Annotated in this window: 18 protein-coding genes; 11 read left to right on the top strand and 7 right to left on the bottom strand. The window is 52.5% G+C overall.

Going from position 1 to position 18,404, the window contains the following annotated elements:
• The first annotated feature begins 549 nt into the window (after nt 1–549).
• Nucleotides 550–768, top strand: a complete 219-nt coding sequence (locus AC5M9B_RS09275) for an HP1242/YdcH family protein (RefSeq protein ID WP_029609831.1) — start codon at nt 550–552, stop codon at nt 766–768.
• 83 nt (nt 769–851) lie between these two features.
• Here AC5M9B_RS09275 and cysG read toward each other — a convergent pair whose 3' ends face one another.
• On the bottom strand, nt 852–2,267 hold the full coding sequence (cysG, locus tag AC5M9B_RS09270) for a siroheme synthase CysG (protein ID WP_487648540.1): 1,416 nt from the start codon (nt 2,265–2,267) through the stop codon (nt 852–854).
• Between the two features lie 271 nt (nt 2,268–2,538).
• Here cysG and cysD point away from each other — a divergent pair, with 271 nt between their 5' ends.
• Nucleotides 2,539–3,453, top strand: a complete 915-nt coding sequence (gene cysD / locus AC5M9B_RS09265) for a sulfate adenylyltransferase subunit CysD (protein ID WP_003742314.1) — start codon at nt 2,539–2,541, stop codon at nt 3,451–3,453.
• Nucleotides 3,454–3,598: 145 nt separating this feature from the next.
• On the opposite strand, the gene cah is transcribed toward cysD, so the two are convergent.
• The 4 genes from cah to AC5M9B_RS09245 form a co-directional block, all read right to left on the bottom strand.
• Nucleotides 3,599–4,357, bottom strand: coding sequence for a carbonic anhydrase (gene cah, locus AC5M9B_RS09260; RefSeq protein ID WP_070656803.1), 759 nt, complete (start codon nt 4,355–4,357; stop codon nt 3,599–3,601).
• A 317-nt stretch (nt 4,358–4,674) separates the two neighbouring features.
• On the bottom strand, nt 4,675–5,406 hold the full coding sequence (locus AC5M9B_RS09255) for a phosphoadenylyl-sulfate reductase (RefSeq protein ID WP_070656802.1): 732 nt from the start codon (nt 5,404–5,406) through the stop codon (nt 4,675–4,677).
• Nucleotides 5,407–5,537: 131 nt separating this feature from the next.
• On the bottom strand, nt 5,538–6,596 hold the full coding sequence (gene dinB, locus AC5M9B_RS09250) for a DNA polymerase IV (RefSeq protein ID WP_070656801.1): 1,059 nt from the start codon (nt 6,594–6,596) through the stop codon (nt 5,538–5,540).
• Nucleotides 6,597–6,690: 94 nt separating this feature from the next.
• Nucleotides 6,691–7,536 (bottom strand): 23S rRNA (adenine(2030)-N(6))-methyltransferase RlmJ, encoded by an 846-nt coding sequence (locus AC5M9B_RS09245; protein ID WP_019271247.1) that lies wholly within the window; start codon nt 7,534–7,536, stop codon nt 6,691–6,693.
• Here AC5M9B_RS09245 and AC5M9B_RS09240 point away from each other — a divergent pair.
• The 3 genes from AC5M9B_RS09240 (at nt 7,480) to AC5M9B_RS09230 (ending at nt 10,871) form a co-directional block, all read left to right on the top strand.
• A complete protein-coding gene (locus AC5M9B_RS09240) occupies nt 7,480–7,686 on the top strand; it encodes a hypothetical protein (protein WP_176662391.1) in 207 nt (68 codons plus the stop codon). The two genes, AC5M9B_RS09245 and AC5M9B_RS09240, sit on opposite strands and share 57 nt — an antisense overlap.
• Before the next feature lie 64 nt (nt 7,687–7,750).
• Nucleotides 7,751–9,508 (top strand): exodeoxyribonuclease V subunit alpha, encoded by a 1,758-nt coding sequence (gene recD, locus AC5M9B_RS09235; RefSeq protein WP_070656800.1) that lies wholly within the window; start codon nt 7,751–7,753, stop codon nt 9,506–9,508.
• Nucleotides 9,509–9,752: 244 nt separating this feature from the next.
• Nucleotides 9,753–10,871, top strand: coding sequence for a hypothetical protein (locus tag AC5M9B_RS09230; RefSeq protein WP_070656799.1), 1,119 nt, complete (start codon nt 9,753–9,755; stop codon nt 10,869–10,871).
• Between the two features lie 148 nt (nt 10,872–11,019).
• On the opposite strand, the gene AC5M9B_RS09225 is transcribed toward AC5M9B_RS09230, so the two are convergent.
• Entirely contained in the window at nt 11,020–11,421 is a 402-nt protein-coding gene (locus tag AC5M9B_RS09225) for an RNA-binding S4 domain-containing protein (protein ID WP_070656798.1), read from the bottom strand.
• A 216-nt stretch (nt 11,422–11,637) separates the two neighbouring features.
• On the opposite strand from AC5M9B_RS09225, the gene AC5M9B_RS09220 reads away from it, so the two are divergent.
• The 5 genes from AC5M9B_RS09220 (at nt 11,638) to AC5M9B_RS09200 (ending at nt 16,275) form a co-directional block, all read left to right on the top strand.
• Nucleotides 11,638–12,597 (top strand): acetyl-CoA carboxylase carboxyltransferase subunit alpha, encoded by a 960-nt coding sequence (locus AC5M9B_RS09220; RefSeq protein ID WP_070656797.1) that lies wholly within the window; start codon nt 11,638–11,640, stop codon nt 12,595–12,597.
• A gap of 91 nt (nt 12,598–12,688) precedes the next feature.
• Entirely contained in the window at nt 12,689–14,032 is a 1,344-nt protein-coding gene (gene tilS / locus AC5M9B_RS09215; RefSeq protein ID WP_487648539.1) for a tRNA lysidine(34) synthetase TilS, read from the top strand.
• Between the two features lie 84 nt (nt 14,033–14,116).
• A complete protein-coding gene (gene rpoE, locus AC5M9B_RS09210; protein WP_019271253.1) occupies nt 14,117–14,716 on the top strand; it encodes an RNA polymerase sigma factor RpoE in 600 nt (199 codons plus the stop codon).
• Between the two features lie 17 nt (nt 14,717–14,733).
• Nucleotides 14,734–15,306 (top strand): sigma-E factor negative regulatory protein, encoded by a 573-nt coding sequence (locus AC5M9B_RS09205; RefSeq protein WP_257962912.1) that lies wholly within the window; start codon nt 14,734–14,736, stop codon nt 15,304–15,306.
• A 186-nt stretch (nt 15,307–15,492) separates the two neighbouring features.
• The gene (locus tag AC5M9B_RS09200; protein WP_101810662.1) at nt 15,493–16,275 is read left to right on the top strand and encodes a TrmH family RNA methyltransferase; all 783 of its coding nucleotides are present in this window, start codon (nt 15,493–15,495) and stop codon (nt 16,273–16,275) included.
• 128 nt (nt 16,276–16,403) lie between these two features.
• Here the strand turns inward: AC5M9B_RS09200 and AC5M9B_RS09195 are convergent, their stop codons facing one another.
• Complete coding sequence (locus AC5M9B_RS09195) at nt 16,404–17,576, bottom strand: alpha-hydroxy acid oxidase (protein WP_487648538.1); 1,173 nt, start codon at nt 17,574–17,576, stop codon at nt 16,404–16,406.
• A gap of 357 nt (nt 17,577–17,933) precedes the next feature.
• On the opposite strand from AC5M9B_RS09195, the gene iscR reads away from it, so the two are divergent.
• Nucleotides 17,934–18,380, top strand: coding sequence for a Fe-S cluster assembly transcriptional regulator IscR (iscR, locus tag AC5M9B_RS09190; protein WP_487648537.1), 447 nt, complete (start codon nt 17,934–17,936; stop codon nt 18,378–18,380).
• The last annotated feature ends 24 nt before the right edge of the window (nt 18,381–18,404 follow it).

Genomic DNA, 18,404 nt, shown 5'->3' with positions numbered 1-18,404 from the left:
CCAGCCGCCTTCGGGCGGCTGCGTGTTAAAACGGCAAGACGACGGCGACGGTGGCGGTGGCGAATCCAGCCGCCTTCGGGCGGCTGCGTGTTGAAACAGGTTTACAACGACTATATCTTCATGGCGCGGCGGAACAGCCGCCTTCAGGCGACTGCGTGTTGAAACCCGTAGCCGAGGGAGCAGATGTAGAGGTGCAGGCCCAGCCATCTTCAGTTAACTTATATGTCGAAACCAGACGGTGTTTTCCTTATTTAAACCGTCTGTAACCATTTACTTTTTGATGGTTATCTCTGAAAAATTATCTGTGGAATAGGAAATTTTTAATCCATCAAATCTCTGTCTTTCAGACGATTGAAATCGGATTTGTTTTGTTCTGATCAAATCAGATTTTCCAGCTTCGGGCTGCCGGATAAATTTGATGCAATGCAGGGTTTGATTGGCAAGGGGCTGGATAAAAATGGCAGCTTTGTTATAATGAAACTACTAGCAGTTACATACTTTTCTTGGCATTGCGCCGTTTTATTCATATTAACGAAAGAGGAAAACAAAATGTTTCCAGAATATCGCGATTTAATTTCCAAATTAAAACAAGAAGACGCCCACTTCGCCCGTCTGTTTGACGAGCATAATGAGTTGGACGATAAGATTACAGGTTTGGTTAATAATCCTGTTACCAGCGGTGCTGATGAGATTGAAGAGCTGAAAAAAGCCAAATTGAAACTGAAAGACGAGTTGTACGCTTTGTTGCAAAAGGCTTCAGGCAAGTAATCGGGATTTGAATAAGGTCGTCTGAAACTGGATTTCGGTTTTCAGACGACCTTTTGTTTATTTAAATAATTTGGAACAACGCTTCAGGCGGCTTGTTCGTGCATCGTGTGAAGGCGGCTTTGCGCGGGGTTTTCTTGAAACCATTTCAATTCGTCGCGCAGGGAAACGACTTCGCCGATAACAATCAACGCGGGACGCGGGGCGTTTTCTGCCAGCTCGGACAGGTTTTTCAGACGACCCGTCACGACGCTTTGGTGCGGAAGCGTGCCGTTGGAGACGATGGCGACGGGTGTGTCGCCGCTGCGTCCGTGCGCCATCAGTTTTTCGGCGGTTTCGGTGGCTTTGAGCGTGCCCATATAGACGACCAGGGTTTGGTTGTCGAGGGCGAGCGTGCGCCAGTCGGGCTGGTGGCCGTCGTGTTTGCTGTGTCCGGTCACGAAGAGCGCGCTTTGGGCGCAGTCGCGGTGTGTCAGGGGAATGCCTGCGTAGGCGGTCGCGCCCAGTGCGGCGGTGATGCCGGGGATGATGCGGTACGGGATGTTTGCTTGCCGCAAAACTTGGGCTTCTTCGCCGCCGCGCCCGAAAACGAAGGGGTCGCCGCCTTTGAGCCGGACGACGCGCAGACCTTGGCGGGCGTATTCGACAAGGAGACGGTTGGTTTCTTCTTGTTGGACGTGGTGCGAGCCTGCGCGTTTGCCGACGCTGATTTTGTCCGCGTCTTTGCGCACCATGCTTAAGACGTCGTCTGAAACCAAAGCGTCGTGGAACACGATATCCGCCGCCTGTATCGCCTGCAAAGCGTGCAAGGTAAGCAGCCCTGCGTCGCCGGGACCTGCGCCGACCAGGACGACTTCGCCTTTTGCCGCGCCGAAACCGTCAAGCTGCGCGGCAAGTTCTGCTTCGGCGGCGTCGAGATTGCCTTGGGCGGCGAGCGCGTTAAAACGGCTGTCGAACAGGTTTTCCCAAAAACGGCGGCGGTTTGCCGTGCCTTTGATTTTGGCTTTGACCGCGTTGCGCCATTTGCCTGCGAGTGCCGCCATTTGACCGGTGTGCAGCGGAATGAGCGTTTCGATGATTTGCCGCCACTTGCGCGCCAAAACAGGGGCGGTCGCGCCGCTGGAAACGGCGATTTTGAGCGGGCTGCGGTCGATGACGGCGGGGACGGTGAAGGAACACAAATCCGCGGTATCGACGGTGTTGCAGAGCTTCGCCTGTTGCTCCGCCGCTTGGAAAATGCGGCGGTTGAAGGCGTAATCGTCGGTGGCGGCAACGGCAAAAAACACGTCGTCCAAATCGTCCTCGTGAAATTCGCTGCCCAGCCATTCGATTTTGCCTTCATCCGCCCATTTTTGGAAAACGGGATTGAGTTCGCGGGCGACAACCCTGACCGCAGCCCCTGCCTGCAACAGGCTTTCGGCTTTGCGCTCCGCCACTTTGCCCGCACCCGCCAGCAGGACAGGACGGCCGTTTAAATCGGTAAACAGGGGATAATGGTTCATGGCGTGTTCTCTGATTAAGTTATCGTGCCGCCCATCTTAAAATCCCGCAGGCTTTGGCGGAAAGAATGGTTTTTGCTTATCTTATCGAGTTTGGTTATATGTGCCGTTCCCATTGCCGCGACAACAAAGGGTCGTCTGAAAACGGCAATCCCTTTTCAGACGACCCCGCCAATATAACGAAATCATCTTTGCTTCAAACAAACCATTCTTTCCGTTTTTCAGACGACCTCTTTAGAGTACCGCCTATCCGAGTTTTGCTAAAGAGAACAATATGTCTATTCAAAACCACCACTTAGATTGGCTCGAAGCCGAATCCGTTTACATCATCCGCGAAGTCGTCGCCGAAGCGAAAAATCCCGCGCTGCTGTTTTCCGGCGGCAAGGATTCCGTCGTTTTGCTGGCGCTGGCGGTCAAGGCGTTCAAACTCGAAGGCCGCCCGCTCAAGCTGCCGTTCAAGCTGCTGCACGTCGATACGGGACACAATTACCCCGAAGTGATTCAGTTCCGCGATGAAACCGTAGCGCGCACAGGCGTGCAACTGGTGGTCGGCAGCGTCGAAGATTCCATCAAAAAAGGCACGGTCGTCCTACGCCGCGAAACCGATTCGCGCAACGCCGCGCAGGCGGTTACGCTGGTGGAAACCATTGAAGAACAAGGCTTTGACGCGCTGATGGGAGGCGCGCGGCGCGATGAGGAAAAAGCGCGGGCGAAGGAGCGGATATTTTCGTTCCGCGACGAATTCGGACAATGGGACCCGAAAAGCCAGCGTCCCGAACTCTGGTCGCTCTACAATACGCGGCTCTTTAGCGGCGAAAACATGCGCGTGTTCCCCATTTCAAACTGGACGGAACTCGACATCTGGCAATACATCGCCCGCGAAAACCTCGCGCTTCCGCCGATTTATTACAGCCACAAACGCGAAGTCGTCGAACGCGGCGGGCTGCTCGTCCCCGTTACCCCGCTGACGCCGAAACGCGAAGGCGAAGTTTCCCAAATCCGCGACGTGCGCTTCCGCACCGTCGGCGACATTTCCTGCACCTGCCCCGTAGCCAGCACCGCCGCCACGCCCGAAGACATCATCGCCGAAACCGCAGCAGCCACCATTTCCGAACGCAGCGCCACGCGCATGGACGACCGCGTGTCCGAAGCGGCGATGGAAGAGCGCAAAAAGGCGGGTTATTTTTAAGCGGAGCTGCTGGCGAAATCGGTTTGAGTTGAAACCCAAGCCGATGACTTTGTTCCGGAAACATTGTGATGAAGAGCGAAAAAAGTCGTCTGAAAAACCTAAATTTGGTTTTTTCAGACGACCTTTTCGTTTACGGCTTTACTGTTTATTCGATGACAACGCGCGCATTAAGCGGCTGGACGGGGCGGCTGTTGTGCGAACCGATGGCGCGGGTGAATTTTTCTGCCTGCGCCTGATCGATGTGGTCGTAGGTTTTCAGCACTAGCCACGATACGCCTTCGCTGCACGGCGGTGTGGTCAGCGAACCGGCGAAGCGGTAGTATTTCAACCGTTTCGGCAGCAGGGTGCCGGCGTCGAAAGCTTTGTCGAGGTTTACCTTTCCTTCCTTCATCGGCATCACGTTCCATATAGGTGCGAGGCGGTCGTTGGTTTTGCCAGGTTCGTACAATACTGCCAATACCAAAGGCTGGCGGTTTTCGTCCAAGTGGACGAAGTGGGCTTCCATCGGGAAGGTGCGGCCTTTGATTTGGTTTTCACTGGGCACGTGGAAATGGAATTGTTTCAGGGTGTAGGTGCGACCGTTTACGCTAAGGGTATTGCCGCCTTCGGGGTAGTTGACTTGAATGGTGTGGCCGTTGTTTTCCACGTTAACCGCGCTCGGTTTGTAATTGACTTTGATGGCGGGCAGTCTGCCTGAGACGGTTTCGGTGATGTTGACGGGGGATTGGTTTTTGCCTGTGGAGCACAAACGGAACTCTTCAGAAAGCTCGCCCCAGCTTTCAGGAGAGTCGTGTCCGGTGTAACCCCAATGGGTGTGGCTGCCGTGTGCGGCGGCGGAGAATGCTGTGAAGGTGGACAGCAGGAAAACAGTCAGACGAGGCAACGTGAGGTTCAAGCAGGGCATTGCAATATCCTTTCTGTAAGGAGGAGGGGAAAAAGCATTGCGGTGCGTATGTAGATTATTGTTATTTTTTTATTTAACCATAGCCATATTAAATCATTAGGTCAAGCCTTCTTGGGTTAATTCTGTTAATGCTATGAAGTTAAGGCGAATTCATTTTTTCAAAACGATGTTGTCGTTTTGAAAATTGATAATAATTTGAAATAGAAAATGCCTATTTTTCACACCTTAAAAATTTAAGGAAAGCCGACTCGTGAAAAAGGTCGTCTGAAAACCTGAATTCGGTTTTTCAGACGACCTTTTGCCTTGCCTGACAAGGGTTATTTGTGCAGCCCGCATTCTTTGCTGTCTTTGCTTTCCCACCACCAGCGTCCGGCGCGGATGTCTTCGTCTGCTTTGACGGGGCGGGTGCAGGGTTCGCAGCCTATGCTCGGGTAGCCTTGAAAATACAAGGCGTTGAGCGGGACGTCGTAGGCTTGCGCGTATGCCCAGACGTCGTTTTCGTCCCAGTCGAAAATGGGGTTGAACTTGGCGATGTTGCGGCTGTGGTCGGTTTCTTCGAAATCCAATCCGCTGCGGGTTGCCGATTGGCTGCGGCGTTGTCCGGTCAGCCAGGCGGGGGCGTTTTTCAGGGCGCGGTTGAGCGGCTCGATTTTGCGGATGTGGCAGCAACGGCGGCGCAGCTCGACGCTGTCGTACATGGCGGTTGCGCCGAATTCCTGCTCAAACTGTCGCGCGCTTTCGGGATCGGGGTGGAAAACTTCCAGCTCGGTTTGGTAGCGGACGTTGACGGCGGTAATCAGGGCGGCGGTTTCGGGATTGAGCTTGCCGGTGTCGAGGGTGATGATGCGCAGGGGAAGTTTCAGGCGGCAGATGGCGTCGGTAACGATCATGTCTTCGACGGCAAGGCTGGAGGCGAAAACGGCTTGCGGATAGTGGCGGGCGATGTGTTTGAGGCGAGTTTCGAGCGTGGCGGTCAACTCGGGCAGCCGGCACCGTTCGGCTTCGCCTGTTGTCGGGATGCGCCAAAGCTGGGGGCGGAAGAGGGACATGGTTGGCTTGTTCCTTGATTTTTGTTTTCAGACGACCTCTCTTGCGGCAAAAAGGGGTCGTCTGAAAGTTTGTTCGGAACATTATTGTCGGGCGGTCTCGCGTGATGGGGAAAGAATGCTTTTCTATTTCTTTATAACCAAAGCGATTGCTGCTGGTCTTTCGGCACGAGGTGGTTCACGCCTATGCCGATGAGGCGGAAGGCGTCTTCGCGCTGGGGCGGTACGCGCTGCATCAGGGTTTGCGCGGCGCAAAGCAGGGCGTCGATATCGGGCAGGACGGAAGAGTAGGTCAGGGAGCGGGTGATGATGCGGAAATCGTGGGTTTTCAGCTTGAGGGTTACGCCTTTGGCTTCGACGTTTTTTCGCTCGATTTGCCGCCATAGGTCTTCGGCAAGGTGGGGCAGGTGTCCGCCTGCCTGTTCGAGCGACAGGTCTTCGGGCAGGGTGATTTCGGTGGAGATTTGGAGGCGTTCGCGTTCGGCTTTGACGGGGCGTTCGTCCGTACCGCGCGCCAAATCATAGAGGCGGTAGCCGTAGCGTCCGAAATGGTTTAACAGTTCGCCGCGCTCGAAACGGCGCAAATCGCCTGCCGTCTGCATACCCAGCGACTGCATTTTTTTCAACGTAACTTTGCCCACGCCGGGGATTTTGCCCAAAGGCAGGGTTTCCAAAAACGCCATGACTTTGTGTGGCGGCAGGACGAACTGTCCGTTCGGCTTGCGCCAATCCGACGCGATTTTTGCCAGAAATTTATTCGGTGCGATGCCTGCGGAAGCAGTCAGGCCGGTTTCTGCAAAAATAGAGGCGCGAATTTCTTTGGCAACTTCGCTGGCGTAGGGGATGTTTTTGAAATTATGGGTCACATCAAGATAGGCTTCGTCCAGCGACAAGGGTTCGATCAAGTCAGTATAGCGTCTGAATACGGCATGAATCTGCGCGGAAACCTGACGGTACAAATCGAAATGCGGCGGCACATACACCGCTTGCGGACACAGCCTTTTCGCCGTCGCCACCGACATCGCGGAATGCAGCCCGAACTGCCGCGCCTCATACGATGCGGCGCAAATCACCGAACGCGCGCCCTCCCACGCAACGACCACGGGCAGTCCTTTCAAATGCGGCTGCTCGCGCAGTTCTACCGATGCGTAGAACGCGTCCATGTCGATATGGATGATTTTGCGCTGGGACATTGAAGATGGTTATGAAGAAAAAAGAGACGGGTATTTTAGCGGAAAACGATAGGGGAAGGTCGTCTGAAACCGGTTTCAGACGACCTTTGCCGGTTTATTTGATTTGATAGTCTAAAACGAAACGCGCCGCATCATCTTGAGCCAGAATTTCCGTCAGCTTGGGCAGCGTATCCGCCAATTTTTTTGCCAGCAGATAGGGCGGATTGAGGACGAACATCCCGCTGCCGTGCATACCGAACCCGTCTTCGCGCGGTTTGTGGACATAAAGCTCGGCTTGAAGGTAATTTTCGGGCATGAGTTTTTTCAACTGTTCCGGCAGCTTGCGGCTCTCTTCGCGGCTCAAGCAGGGATACCAAACCAGATAACAGCCCGACTCGAAACGTTTGAGCGCGTCTTGCAGGGTTTGGACAACGCGGCGGTAATCCTGTTTTTCTTCATAGGGCGGGTCGATCAGTACCACGGCGCGGCGCGGCGGCGGGGGAAGCAGCGAAATCAGTCCGCGATAGCCGTCAGCCTGCGTGATTTGCCCGCGTTTGCCCAGACGGGCTTCTTTCATGTTGTTTTGCAAATGCGCAAAATCGGCAGGATGAAGCTCGAACAGGCGAAGTTTGTCGCATTCTCGGGTGAGAAAGCGGGCAAGCCAGGGCGAGCCGCAGTAGAGGTTTTCATCGGGCAGGATTTCTTTCAGACGACCGGTAAAGTCGGACAAATCCGAGGGCAGCGCATCTGCTTGAAGCAGCCGTGCAATCCCCTGCCGGTATTCGCCGACCTTCTGCGCCTGCTCGCCGCGCAAATCATACAAACCCGCGCCGCTGTGGGTGTCGATATACCAATACGGTTTGTCTTTGAGGTTGAAATATTCCAGCGTAAGGAAGAGGGTGAAATGTTTGAGCATATCGGCGTGGTTGCCGGCATGGAAGGCGTGGCGGTAGCTGAGCATGGCAGGGGTCGTCTGAAAACAGGGAAGGGCGATTATATCCGCAAATGCGGCGGGGCTGTTGCCAGGCTTTCAGACGACTTTGGGATTGCGCCGGAAGTAAACCGTCCCGACAGACTGCCGTCGCGGAAATTTTTGTTTTGTCCGATATAATACAGGTCGTCTGAAACTTGGATTTCCGTTTTCAGACGACCTTTTTTCAATACGGGAAACGATGATGGCTGAGAATACTGCCGATGATTTGAACCTTGCCGCCGCTCAAGCAGCGGGGCGTTTGCTGGAGCGTTGCGTACCGGAGGATGCTGCGGTGCTGACGCCGTATGTGCTGCGGCTGTTTGCGGCTTTGCAGAACGGGCATTCGTTTGTTTGGCTGGATGAGGGCGAGGCGGAGGAGTTGGCGGGATTGGCGCCGACGGTCGGGCAGGGTGCGTCGCCGTTGGTGTTGCAGGGCAAAAAGTTGTTTTTGGGGCGGATGTGGCAGCTCGAGCATGATTTGGCGGCTGAAATTCAGCGTTTGGCGGAAGAGGAAGTCGAGTCTGTGGATTGGATGAGCGCATCGCAAAACTTGTCCGGTTGGTTTGCCGATAAAGGCAGCGAAGGGCAGCGGGATGCGGCGGGGCTTGCTTTGCTTCAGGCGTTTATGCTGATTACGGGTGGGCCGGGTACGGGCAAGACGACGACGGTGGCGAAACTGTTGGGACTGATTTGCACCAACTCTGCCACGCGCCTGCCGCGTATCGCGCTTGCCGCGCCGACGGGCAAGGCGGCGGCGCATATGGCGCGCGCGCTGCATCGGGCGGTGGACGGTTTCGAGATGCCGGATGCGGTGCGCAATCATCTGTCCGCGCTGGAAGGGCAGACGGTCCACCGCCTTTTGAAACTGCGCCCGCCGCAAATGCTGCCTGCGTTTGACGGCAACCGTCCGCTGCCTTTGGATGTGTTGGTGGTGGATGAGGCTTCGATGTTGGATGTTTCCTTGCTCTTGCACTTGCTGCGTGCGATTCCGTCGGGCTGCCGCGTGATTTTTTTGGGCGATGAGTTCCAACTGCCTTCGGTCGGTGTCGGCGCGGTATTGGCGGCGTTGTCGAGAAGGACGGTTTTGGATAAGGAGACGGCGGAGCAGTTGAGCATTTATCTGCCGGAACATGGTTTCCCCGTGGAGGAAAATCCGCCGGCTTTGTCGCAAAACGTCGCGCAACTGACGGTCAGCCACCGTTTCGGCGCAGACAGCGGCATCGGTTGCTTGGCTAGGGCGGTCGTGTCGGGCAAGAGCGGGGAAGGTTGGGCGCAGTTTGCCTTGTTCCCCGATGAGTTGGAAATCCGCGAAGGTCGTCTGAAACAGCAGGCGGAGCTGCTTTACCGTAAACACGAAAAATACTGGCAGGCAGTCGATAAAAACGATGTGGCGCTGGCGTTCGGACACGCGGCGGATGTGGTCGTTTTGGCGGCATGGCGGCAGGACGCGGAGGCGTTCAACGAAGAGTATTGCCGTTATCTGCAACGCAAACATCGGGCGGGCGCGGATACGCCGTGGTTTGCGGGACAAATCATCATGATTGCGCGCAACGACTATACGCTGGAAGTGTTCAACGGCGACATCGGGCTGATTATGCCCGACGCGGAATCGGCAAATGGTTTGGCGGCGTATTTCCCGAATGCGGACGGCTTCAAAAAAATTGCCATCAGCCGCCTGCCACAGTTTGAGTCCGCGTTCGCCATGACCGTGCATAAAAGCCAAGGTTCGGAATACCGGGAAGTGTGGCTGCTACCGCCATCAAGAAAAATAGAGCAGGGCGGGGATGACACGCTGTCAGGCTTGAACAACGCGCTGCTCTACACCGCCATCACCCGCGCGCGGGAACGCTTCGTTTTTTGGGGAAATGAAGAACAATGGCGGATGGCGGTGGAGACCCGCAAAACCCGCCGCACGGCATTGGGCGACATCTTGGACGCGATGTTCGTGCCGAAAGCTTGAATCAAACCCTAAAGGTCGTCTGAAAACGAAACGGATGCTGCCGGAAGTTTTCAGACGACCTTTCTCTATTGATATGCGTCAAAATCAGTTTGGAAATAAGCATAATACTCTAAATCTTCTTGACGGTTTGTGCCGTCTTTCATAGGATTACAGCCGTTCGATTACAAAAATTAGTAAATTTCTAACAAATATTGATTAGGAATTTTTGTTAAAAATACCTTTTACCCTTCAATCGGAGATTGGCATGAACATCCAAAAAAACTTTGCCGTTGTATGCACTGCCTTGGCGGCATTACCCACCGCATTTGCAGAAACCGCTAGCGTAGAGCGCGATGCCGCCGCATTGGCAACGACGAGCGATTACGTCAATTCGGGCAGCGTCATCCGCAAAGACGAAGATAAAATCAGCATTTTCAACGATTTGCTGACCGTAAACGGAACATTCCGCGTCCGCGCCGACACCAAAGACATCAATGCCAACAACAGCAGCACCAATCCCACGCCCGACGCCTCCAATACCAATTTCAACGCCGAATTCTGGTTGCGCGCCAAACTTTATAAAGACTGGAAACTGGTAACCCAAATCGAACCCAACATCGACTTGAAAACCGGCAAATTCAACGGCGACCATGATGTTCCCGTGAACAAACTGTATGCCGAAGGCTCGATTACCGAAGGCATCAAAGCCCGCGTCGGTAAATTCGGCGCATTTTCCTCCTACGGACGTGTCTGGGATACCGAAGTAACCGGCGGCGAAATCTTCTTTGACAACAAAACCCTGCCCACCAAAATTTACGCAGGCCGCCGCACCGGCAGCCTCAACGACAACGTATGGGGCATAGGCGGCCGCCGCAAACACTTCGCCGCCATTCAAAGCAGCCTGCCGATTAACGAAAACATCAACGTCGGCGCAACCGTCAGCTACATGAAAGACATAGACGTGCGCGGCGCGAAGAAAAACGCCGTCTTTGGCGAAATCGGCGCAGATGTCAAATTCAACGACGATTGGCGTTGGATGGCGGCGGTCAGCAAGTCCAACATCAAAGCCTATAACGACGCAGGACAAAAAATCAAAAACGACGGCGTGTTCACCGAAGTCCGCTACAAACTCGCCGACTGGAAAGTCCGCAATTCCTACGACGTCTTCCTGAACTACCGCCGCGTCGGCGCACTCTCGGGTGTGTCTTCGGCCGAGGATTACAGCAAAAACGTGCAAGGCGTACAAATCGGCGCAACTTATATTCCTTGGAAAAACTGGAAAGTATCAGGCTTCTACCTGGCGGGTAAACAAGCTACACCGACTGCCGGTACCAGCAAACAAGACGTAAACGTCTTGCGCGGTCAGGTGGAATACAAATTCTAAGCCGGTTGGACAAAGGTTTTGCAGAGACGAAAAACAGGCAGGGAAAACCTGCCTGTTTTGGTTGGGATAAGGTTTCAGACGACCTGTACCTATCTTTCTGATACAGGTCGTCTGAAAAATACGATTCTACCAAAACGAACTTCAAACCCTACCAGCTGTCGCGCTTCATACGGTCGAGTTGGCGGCGGTCGCGTTTGGTCGGTCTGCCGTCGGGGTACGCCGCGCTGATGCGGCTTGCTTGGTCGAGCTGTTTTTGCGCTTCGCGTTCGGCGGCGGTTTTCATGTCTTCTTCGTAAAGCCGGCGCGCTTCGGGGGCGGGACGGCGTTGGTGGTTGAGTGCCAATACTTTGATTTTGTAAGGCAGCGAATTGAGCGTCAGGTCGATGATGTCGCCCGCGCTGATGTTTTTGCTGTTTTTGACTTTGGTGCCGTTGACCTGAACCCTGCCCAATTCGATATGTTTTTGAGCCAGCGCGCGGGTTTTGAAAAAGCGCGCAGCCCAAAGCCATTTGTCGAGCCGCATCGCCGTATTGTCGTGGTCGTTTTTCATAGCCTGTTTGAAATGATTGAACTGAATGGAAGTTTATCATAAGATACGGCACTTCATTTGTTTAGTGCAGATATACTATCGTTGTAAAAGGTCGTCTGAAAAGGCATCCGCCCGATTATCTGCCGTTTTGCACGGCATATCCTCAATGAGAAATGCTGCCAAATATGCCTGATTGGCGTATGATAGCGGCAGCGTCCCTACCGAGAGCTTCACCCTATGAAACCAGTTTTTTTGGATTTTGAACAACCCATTGCCGAATTAACCAATAAAATCGAAGAGTTGCGCTTTGTGCAGGGCGAGTCCGCCGTCGATATTTCCGATGAAATCGCCAGATTGCAGAAGAAAAGCAACGACCTGACCAAATCGATTTTCAACAAGCTGACGCCCGCTCAGATTTCGCAGGTTTCACGCCATCCCCAACGTCCTTACACCTTAGATTACATCCAAGCCATTTTTACCGATTTTGAAGAGTTGCACGGCGACCGCCATTATTCAGACGACCATGCCATCGTCGGTGGTTTGGCGCGCTTCAACGGACAAAGTGTGATGGTTATCGGCCATCAAAAAGGCCGCGATACCAAAGAAAAAATCCGCCGCAATTTCGGTATGCCGCGCCCTGAAGGCTATCGTAAAGCACTGCGTTTGATGCAGACCGCCGAGAAATTCAATATTCCTGTGATGACTTTTGTCGATACTCCGGGCGCGTATCCGGGCATCGGCGCGGAAGAGCGCGGTCAGTCCGAAGCCATCGGACGCAACCTGTACGAATTGACCCGACTGCGTGTGCCGGTTTTGTGTACCATTATCGGCGAGGGTGGTTCCGGCGGCGCGCTGGCGATTGCGGTCGGCGATTACGTCAATATGCTGCAATATTCGACTTACTCGGTTATTTCTCCGGAAGGCTGCGCGTCTATTCTGTGGAAAACCGCCGAGAAAGCGGCAGATGCCGCGCAAGCCTTGGGTATTACCGCCAAACGCCTGCAAGAATTGGATTTGATTGACAGCGTGATCAGCGAACCTTTGGGCGGTGCGCACCGTGATTTTGAAACGACCATGAAAAACGTCAAAACGGTGTTGGAAAGCGAGTTGCACGAGGCGCAAAATATGCCGATGGCGGATTTGCTGTCCCGCCGTTTTGACCGGATTATGGCTTACGGCAAGTTTACGGATAAGTAAACAATTAATGTGCAGAAAAGCAGGCAGAAGCCCCCCTGCCTGCTTTTTCATTTCTAAGAACTTACCTTGCCGACAGCATAGATTACGCCATATGAACCCGACGTCGTCTGAAAACCTTCCGCCTCAATGCCACAGTTTGTTGGAAACCTTGCGTCTTTCGGCGCGTTCGCTTCCGGATGGTTGCATGGTAACGGTTGGATTGAGCGGCGGTTTGGATTCGGTGGTGTTGCTGCATATGCTCGCGTGTTTGCGGGAAGAGCTTGGATTGGACGTACACGCTTTACATGTTCATCATGGATTGAGCTGCAATGCGGATGACTGGCTGGTGTTTTGCACACGTTTATGCCAAGAATGGAATGTGCCGTTCAGAAGCGTAAAAGTTGAAGTCGAAAAAGACGGCTTGGGAATCGAAGCCGCCGCACGGAAAGCGCGTTATCAGGCGTTTTCAGACGACCCTTCCGGTGTCATCGCCTTGGCGCACCATCAGGATGACCAGATTGAAACGTTTATGCTCGCGGCGGTTCGCGGCGGCGGTATTAAAGCACTTGCCGCCATGCCGCAATGGCGCAAACTAGATGAGGAAACGCAAATTTGGCGGCCACTGCTGACGTTTCCTCGAAAAGAATTGGAAAACTACGCCGCTGCCTGCAACCTGCCGAACATCGAAGATGAAAGTAACGCCGATACAGCCTTTTTAAGAAATTGGATGCGTTACGAGGCGTTGCCGGTTTGGCGGGAGCGCATTCCGAATTTCGACCATCATGTTTGTGCCAACATTCGTTCGTTACAAACCGATTTGGCGATTTTGGACGAAGTTGTCGATGCGGATTATCAGACGGTTTGCGAGAGCGGGCGTTTCCAAGTCAGCCGTTGGCAGACATTCAGCGAGGCACGCCGCAGCCGGATTCTTTGGCGGTTTTTTAAGAAGAATGGGATTGTGGAAAGTTCTCCGAGAAAACTGGCAGATTTCGCGCGGATACTGTTGGAAGCGGAAACTGCGCAATGGCAGTTCGGCGAAACATCGGTATGTTTATACCGGGATTTTTTATTCATATTGAAACAAAGCCAGTTTGCAGACGCAGATTGGATAAAGGGAAAAGAAGTCAGAGGTCGTCTGAAAGATATTCTCCAAGAAAACGGCTTTTTTCTGGTACCACACCGCAACGGATTGCCGGAATCGGTCTTGGAAGAAGAAGGAATCATTCGGACGGCGGGCAGTGATGATATGATGAATGTAGGGTTTTTATTCAAAAATGTTAAGAAAGTGTTGCAAGAAAACCATATCGTACCGTTCGTCAGAAAATGCTGGCCGATTATCACAAATACTGACGGAAACTGCATTGCTATTGTTAACCTTACAGTAAGCCACGATTTTCAAGGGATTGACGGTTTTTTACCGGTTTACGGAAAATTTTTGAAATATAAATGGAACTAAATGCGGCAATAGCTGTCTTTAAACTGGCACGGCACGCTTTACTACTTTATAGCTTATAATGCAGTTATTATAAAAAGGTAAAATATGAATGATCGCCAGATTGATCAAGTCTTGGTAGAGCGCGCGCAGAAAGGCGAACAAAAAGCATTCGAGATGCTGATGTCCAAATATCAGCGTCGGCTCATTAGATTGATTTCCCGTTTTGTCAAAGACGAACACGAAGTCAACGATGTGGCTCAAGAGGCAATGATCAGGGCTTACCGTGCCTTGCCGAATTTTCGTAGCGAGAGCGCGTTTTATACTTGGCTGTATCGGATTGCTATCAATACTGCCAAAAATTTCTTAGTAACATCAGGAAAGCTGCCGTTCGTCAGTGCAGAGGCTGCCAATGAAGACGGGGATATTTTGGATTTATCGGATCAGATTGCGGATTATCATACGCCGGAAGCTGAGATGATCAATCGGGAAATCCTGCAAACAGTCGAATCAACGATTTCGCATTTGCCCGAGGACTTACGCAAAGCCATTACCTTGCGGGAAATGGACGGTTTGTCTTACGAGGAAATAGCCACGATTATGGATTGCCCGATAGGGACGGTCCGTTCCCGTATTTTTAGGGCGCGGGAAGTGATAGCAAAAGATTTGAGGCCTTTGCTGGAAACTTCTGAAAATCAAAGGTGGTAATAATAATGGTAATAACTATGAGCACAACACACGAATATATCTCCATGTTGATGGATAACGACGATGTATCTGAAGAGATGCTAGACCGTCTGTTGTCCGACGATGCCGCTGCCGAAGCGTGGTACGAGTACCATCTGATTGGCGATTGTATGCGCTATAAAGCAGGTACGGGGCGTGATGCGGATTTCATGCAAAGCGCAGCATTTACTGCTACGCTTGCTGAAATCAGCGAAGAACATAAGCAACGTCATAAGGCTGAAGTTGCCGCAGCGATGTCTGCTAAGGGTGTTCAAGCTGCAAACAATTCCTTCTTTAAATCTTTCGCTGTTGCTGCCAGCGTGGCAGCGGTTGCCGTCGCCGTATGGCAATTCGGTCCGCAAGTGAAGGGCGAATCTGCAGGCATGGTTGCGGAAAAAGCCGTTGAAACCAAAAACCAGCAGGAAAATATCGTACCCGTAGCCGCCAATCCGACAGCGAAAAATGCTTCGGACGCTGTGGTAATGCCTGAATCTGCAAAGAATGATAAAGGTGTGAGTCAGACTACGGTTCGAACTGAAATGCAGGTTCAACAGGACTCCGCCGTTCATTAAACTGCATAGAGATACAGATTTCCATCAAGTAGAGAAATCCCTTCCCGAGCTATTCGGGCAGGGGTTTTATTTTTGAACGGATGCATCTTGAGGTCGTCTGAAAAAACGGTTTGAAAAAAGTCGAACGGTATCGTGCGGCTGCCTTTCTGTATCCTTTTTATTTGAATCCGCTATATAATGCGCCACATGAAATCAATTACCTCCGCGCAAAACGAGCAGCTCAAGCATTTGTCCAAGCTGCTGACACAATCTAAAGCACGCCGGGAATATGGACAAACCGTGTTGGAAGGCGTGCATCTTTCGCAGGTCTATTTAGAGGCGGGGTACACGCCCAAACAAGTGTATTTGCCCGAAAGTAAAAACACGCATCCTGAAATCCGAAATTTAATCAGCAGCTTGGACGAAGATGGTATTACTTGGGTCGGAAACGAAGCCTTGTCTAAAATTACCAGTCTGAACGATGCTGATGATGTGATGACTTGGATAGGGATTCCGCCGCAACGGGATTTGCCTTTAAGCGGCGACTGCGTGGTGTTGGATAGACTGCAAGACCCCGGTAATGTCGGTACGGTTTTACGCAGTGCGGCAGCTTCGGGCGTCAAGCAGATTGTGTTGGGTAATGACTGCGTCGATATTTGGTCGCCTAAGGTATTGCGTGCGGGTATGGGGGCGCATTTTCTGCTGGATATATACAGCCGCGTTTCCCTACTGCAATGGCTGGATACTTATCAGGACAAAATATGGGCGACCGCTTTGGACGGGCGCAACCCTTCCGATTTGTACCAACTGGATTTAAACGCTCCTTGCGCTTGGGTTTTCGGCAATGAAGGCAGCGGCGTGAGTCGGGAAATTTTGGAAAAAGTCGATGGCAGCGTCAGAATCCCGATGCTGGGACAGACCGAGTCGTTAAACGTCGCCATGGCGGCGACTGTATGCCTTTTCGAGCAAATGCGCCAACGCATTGCGTAAGAACTTTCAGACGACCGGTCAGTTTAGGAGAAACCCAATTAAGGTCGTCTGAAAACCTTATCTTCTGCAAACTCAAAACACCAAACCGGCGATATCTGTTTAACCGCCGGTTTGGTGTTTAAAAGCAATCAGAATTTGTCATTCGGCCAGCGCGTGCTTTGCAGGATACTGGCATCGACGTCCTGAATATTGCGATGACCGGTGAACGCCATGGATATGTCCATTTCTTTATACAGGATTTCCAGCGCGCGGGTAACGCCTTCTTCGCCGTATGCGCCCAAGCCGTAGAGGAACGCGCGGCCTATCATTGTACCTTTTGCGCCCAAAGCCCATGCTTTGAGGATGTCCTGACCGCTGCGGATGCCGCTGTCCATCCACACTTCGATATCGCTGCCGACTGCGCTGACGATGTCGGGCAAGGCTTTGATGGAGGATACGGTATCGTCGAGCTGGCGGCCGCCGTGGTTGGAAACGACCAATGCGTCCGCGCCGCTTTTCGCTGCTTTTTCCGCATCTTCAGGTTCCATAATGCCTTTGATAATCAGCTTGCCGCCCCACAAATCTTTAATGCGGGCGACGTCGTCCCAGCTCAGGCGCGGGTCGAATTGTTCGGAAGTCCACGAAGACAGCGAAGACAAATCGCCGACGTTTTTGGCGTGTCCGACAATATTGCGGAACGTGCGACGCTCCGTGTTCAGCATTTTCATGCACCATTCGGGCTTGGTCGCCAGATTGATTAAATTGGCGATGGTCGGTTTCGGCGGCGCGGACAGACCGTTTTTGATGTCTTTGTGGCGTTGCCCCAAAACCTGCAAATCGGCGGTCAAAACCAACGCCGAACATTTGGCATCTTTCGCACGTTTAATCAGGTTTTCCATAAACTCGCGGTCGCGCATCACATAAAGCTGAAACCAAAACGGCGCGCTGGTGTTTTCGGCAACGTCTTCAATCGAGCAGATGGACATGGTGGAAAGCGTAAACGGAATGCCGAACTTCTCCGCCGCCCGCGCCGCCAAAATTTCGCCGTCGGCGTGCGCCATGCCGGTAAAGCCAGTCGGCGCAATCGCCACCGGCATTTTCACGTCCTGACCGATCATTTTGGTCTCTAAACTACGGCCTTCCATATTGACCAACACTTTTTGGCGGAAGCGGATGTCTTTGAAATCCGAAGTGTTTTCACGGTAGGTAGTTTCCGTCCAAGAACCTGAATCGATGTAATCGTAAAACATGCGCGGCATTTTGCGCTTGGCGACAAGGCGCAGGTCTTCGATGGAGGTCATTTTGCTCAAATCGCGTTTCATTGTTGGTTGCCTCTGTTAAGGGGTTGCTTATGCTATGGCGTGGGTCGTCTGAAACGGAGTAGGGCGGTTTCAGACGACCTTTTGGAATACCATAATGATTTAGTATGAATTAGATAATCTATATCAATCGCAATTATAAAGCAAATGGTTTTAACCCTGCCAAGAGCAGGGTGATAGCACTTTTCAAACGACCTCGGATCCAAGTTTCGGATAAAAAAGAAAAATCTTGAGAGAGATAAAAATCAATGTGTACAGTCATTTAAACAAACAATCGGAAGTCTCGTGAATATACTTGACTGAAACACTCAGATATTAGACAATCGCACCACTATAAAAAAGCCGACACAGGCAACTACCATGAGACTGACCACAAAAGGGCGTTTTGCCGTTACCGCCATGATCGATTTGGCGATGAATGCGCAAACCGGTGCTGTCAAACTCAGCGCCATCAGCGAACGCCAAAGCATTTCGCTTTCCTATCTTGAACAACTATTCAGCAAACTGCGGCGCGCCGGGCTGGTCGAAAGCCTGCGAGGCCCCGGCGGCGGCTACATCCTCGCCGCCCCTCCTGCACAAATCCATATCGCCCAAATCATTTCCGCCGCCGAAGACAAACTGGACGCCACCCAATGCAGCAGCAAAGCCAACTGCCACCACGGCGCGCCTTGTCTGACGCACGACCTTTGGGAAAACCTGAACAAAACCATCAACGATTACCTCAGCAGCGTTACCCTGCAAAGCATCATCGAACAGAAAAACAGCGATGACGGCAGCCACGTCATCCAATTTACACATATCCATTAAGTACATTACAGAAAAAGAAAGAGC

The sequence above is a fragment of the Neisseria flava genome, from assembly GCF_982712965.1.
The sequence above is the reverse complement of the archived record's forward strand: the minus strand, read 5'-3'. Positions and strand labels throughout refer to the sequence as shown.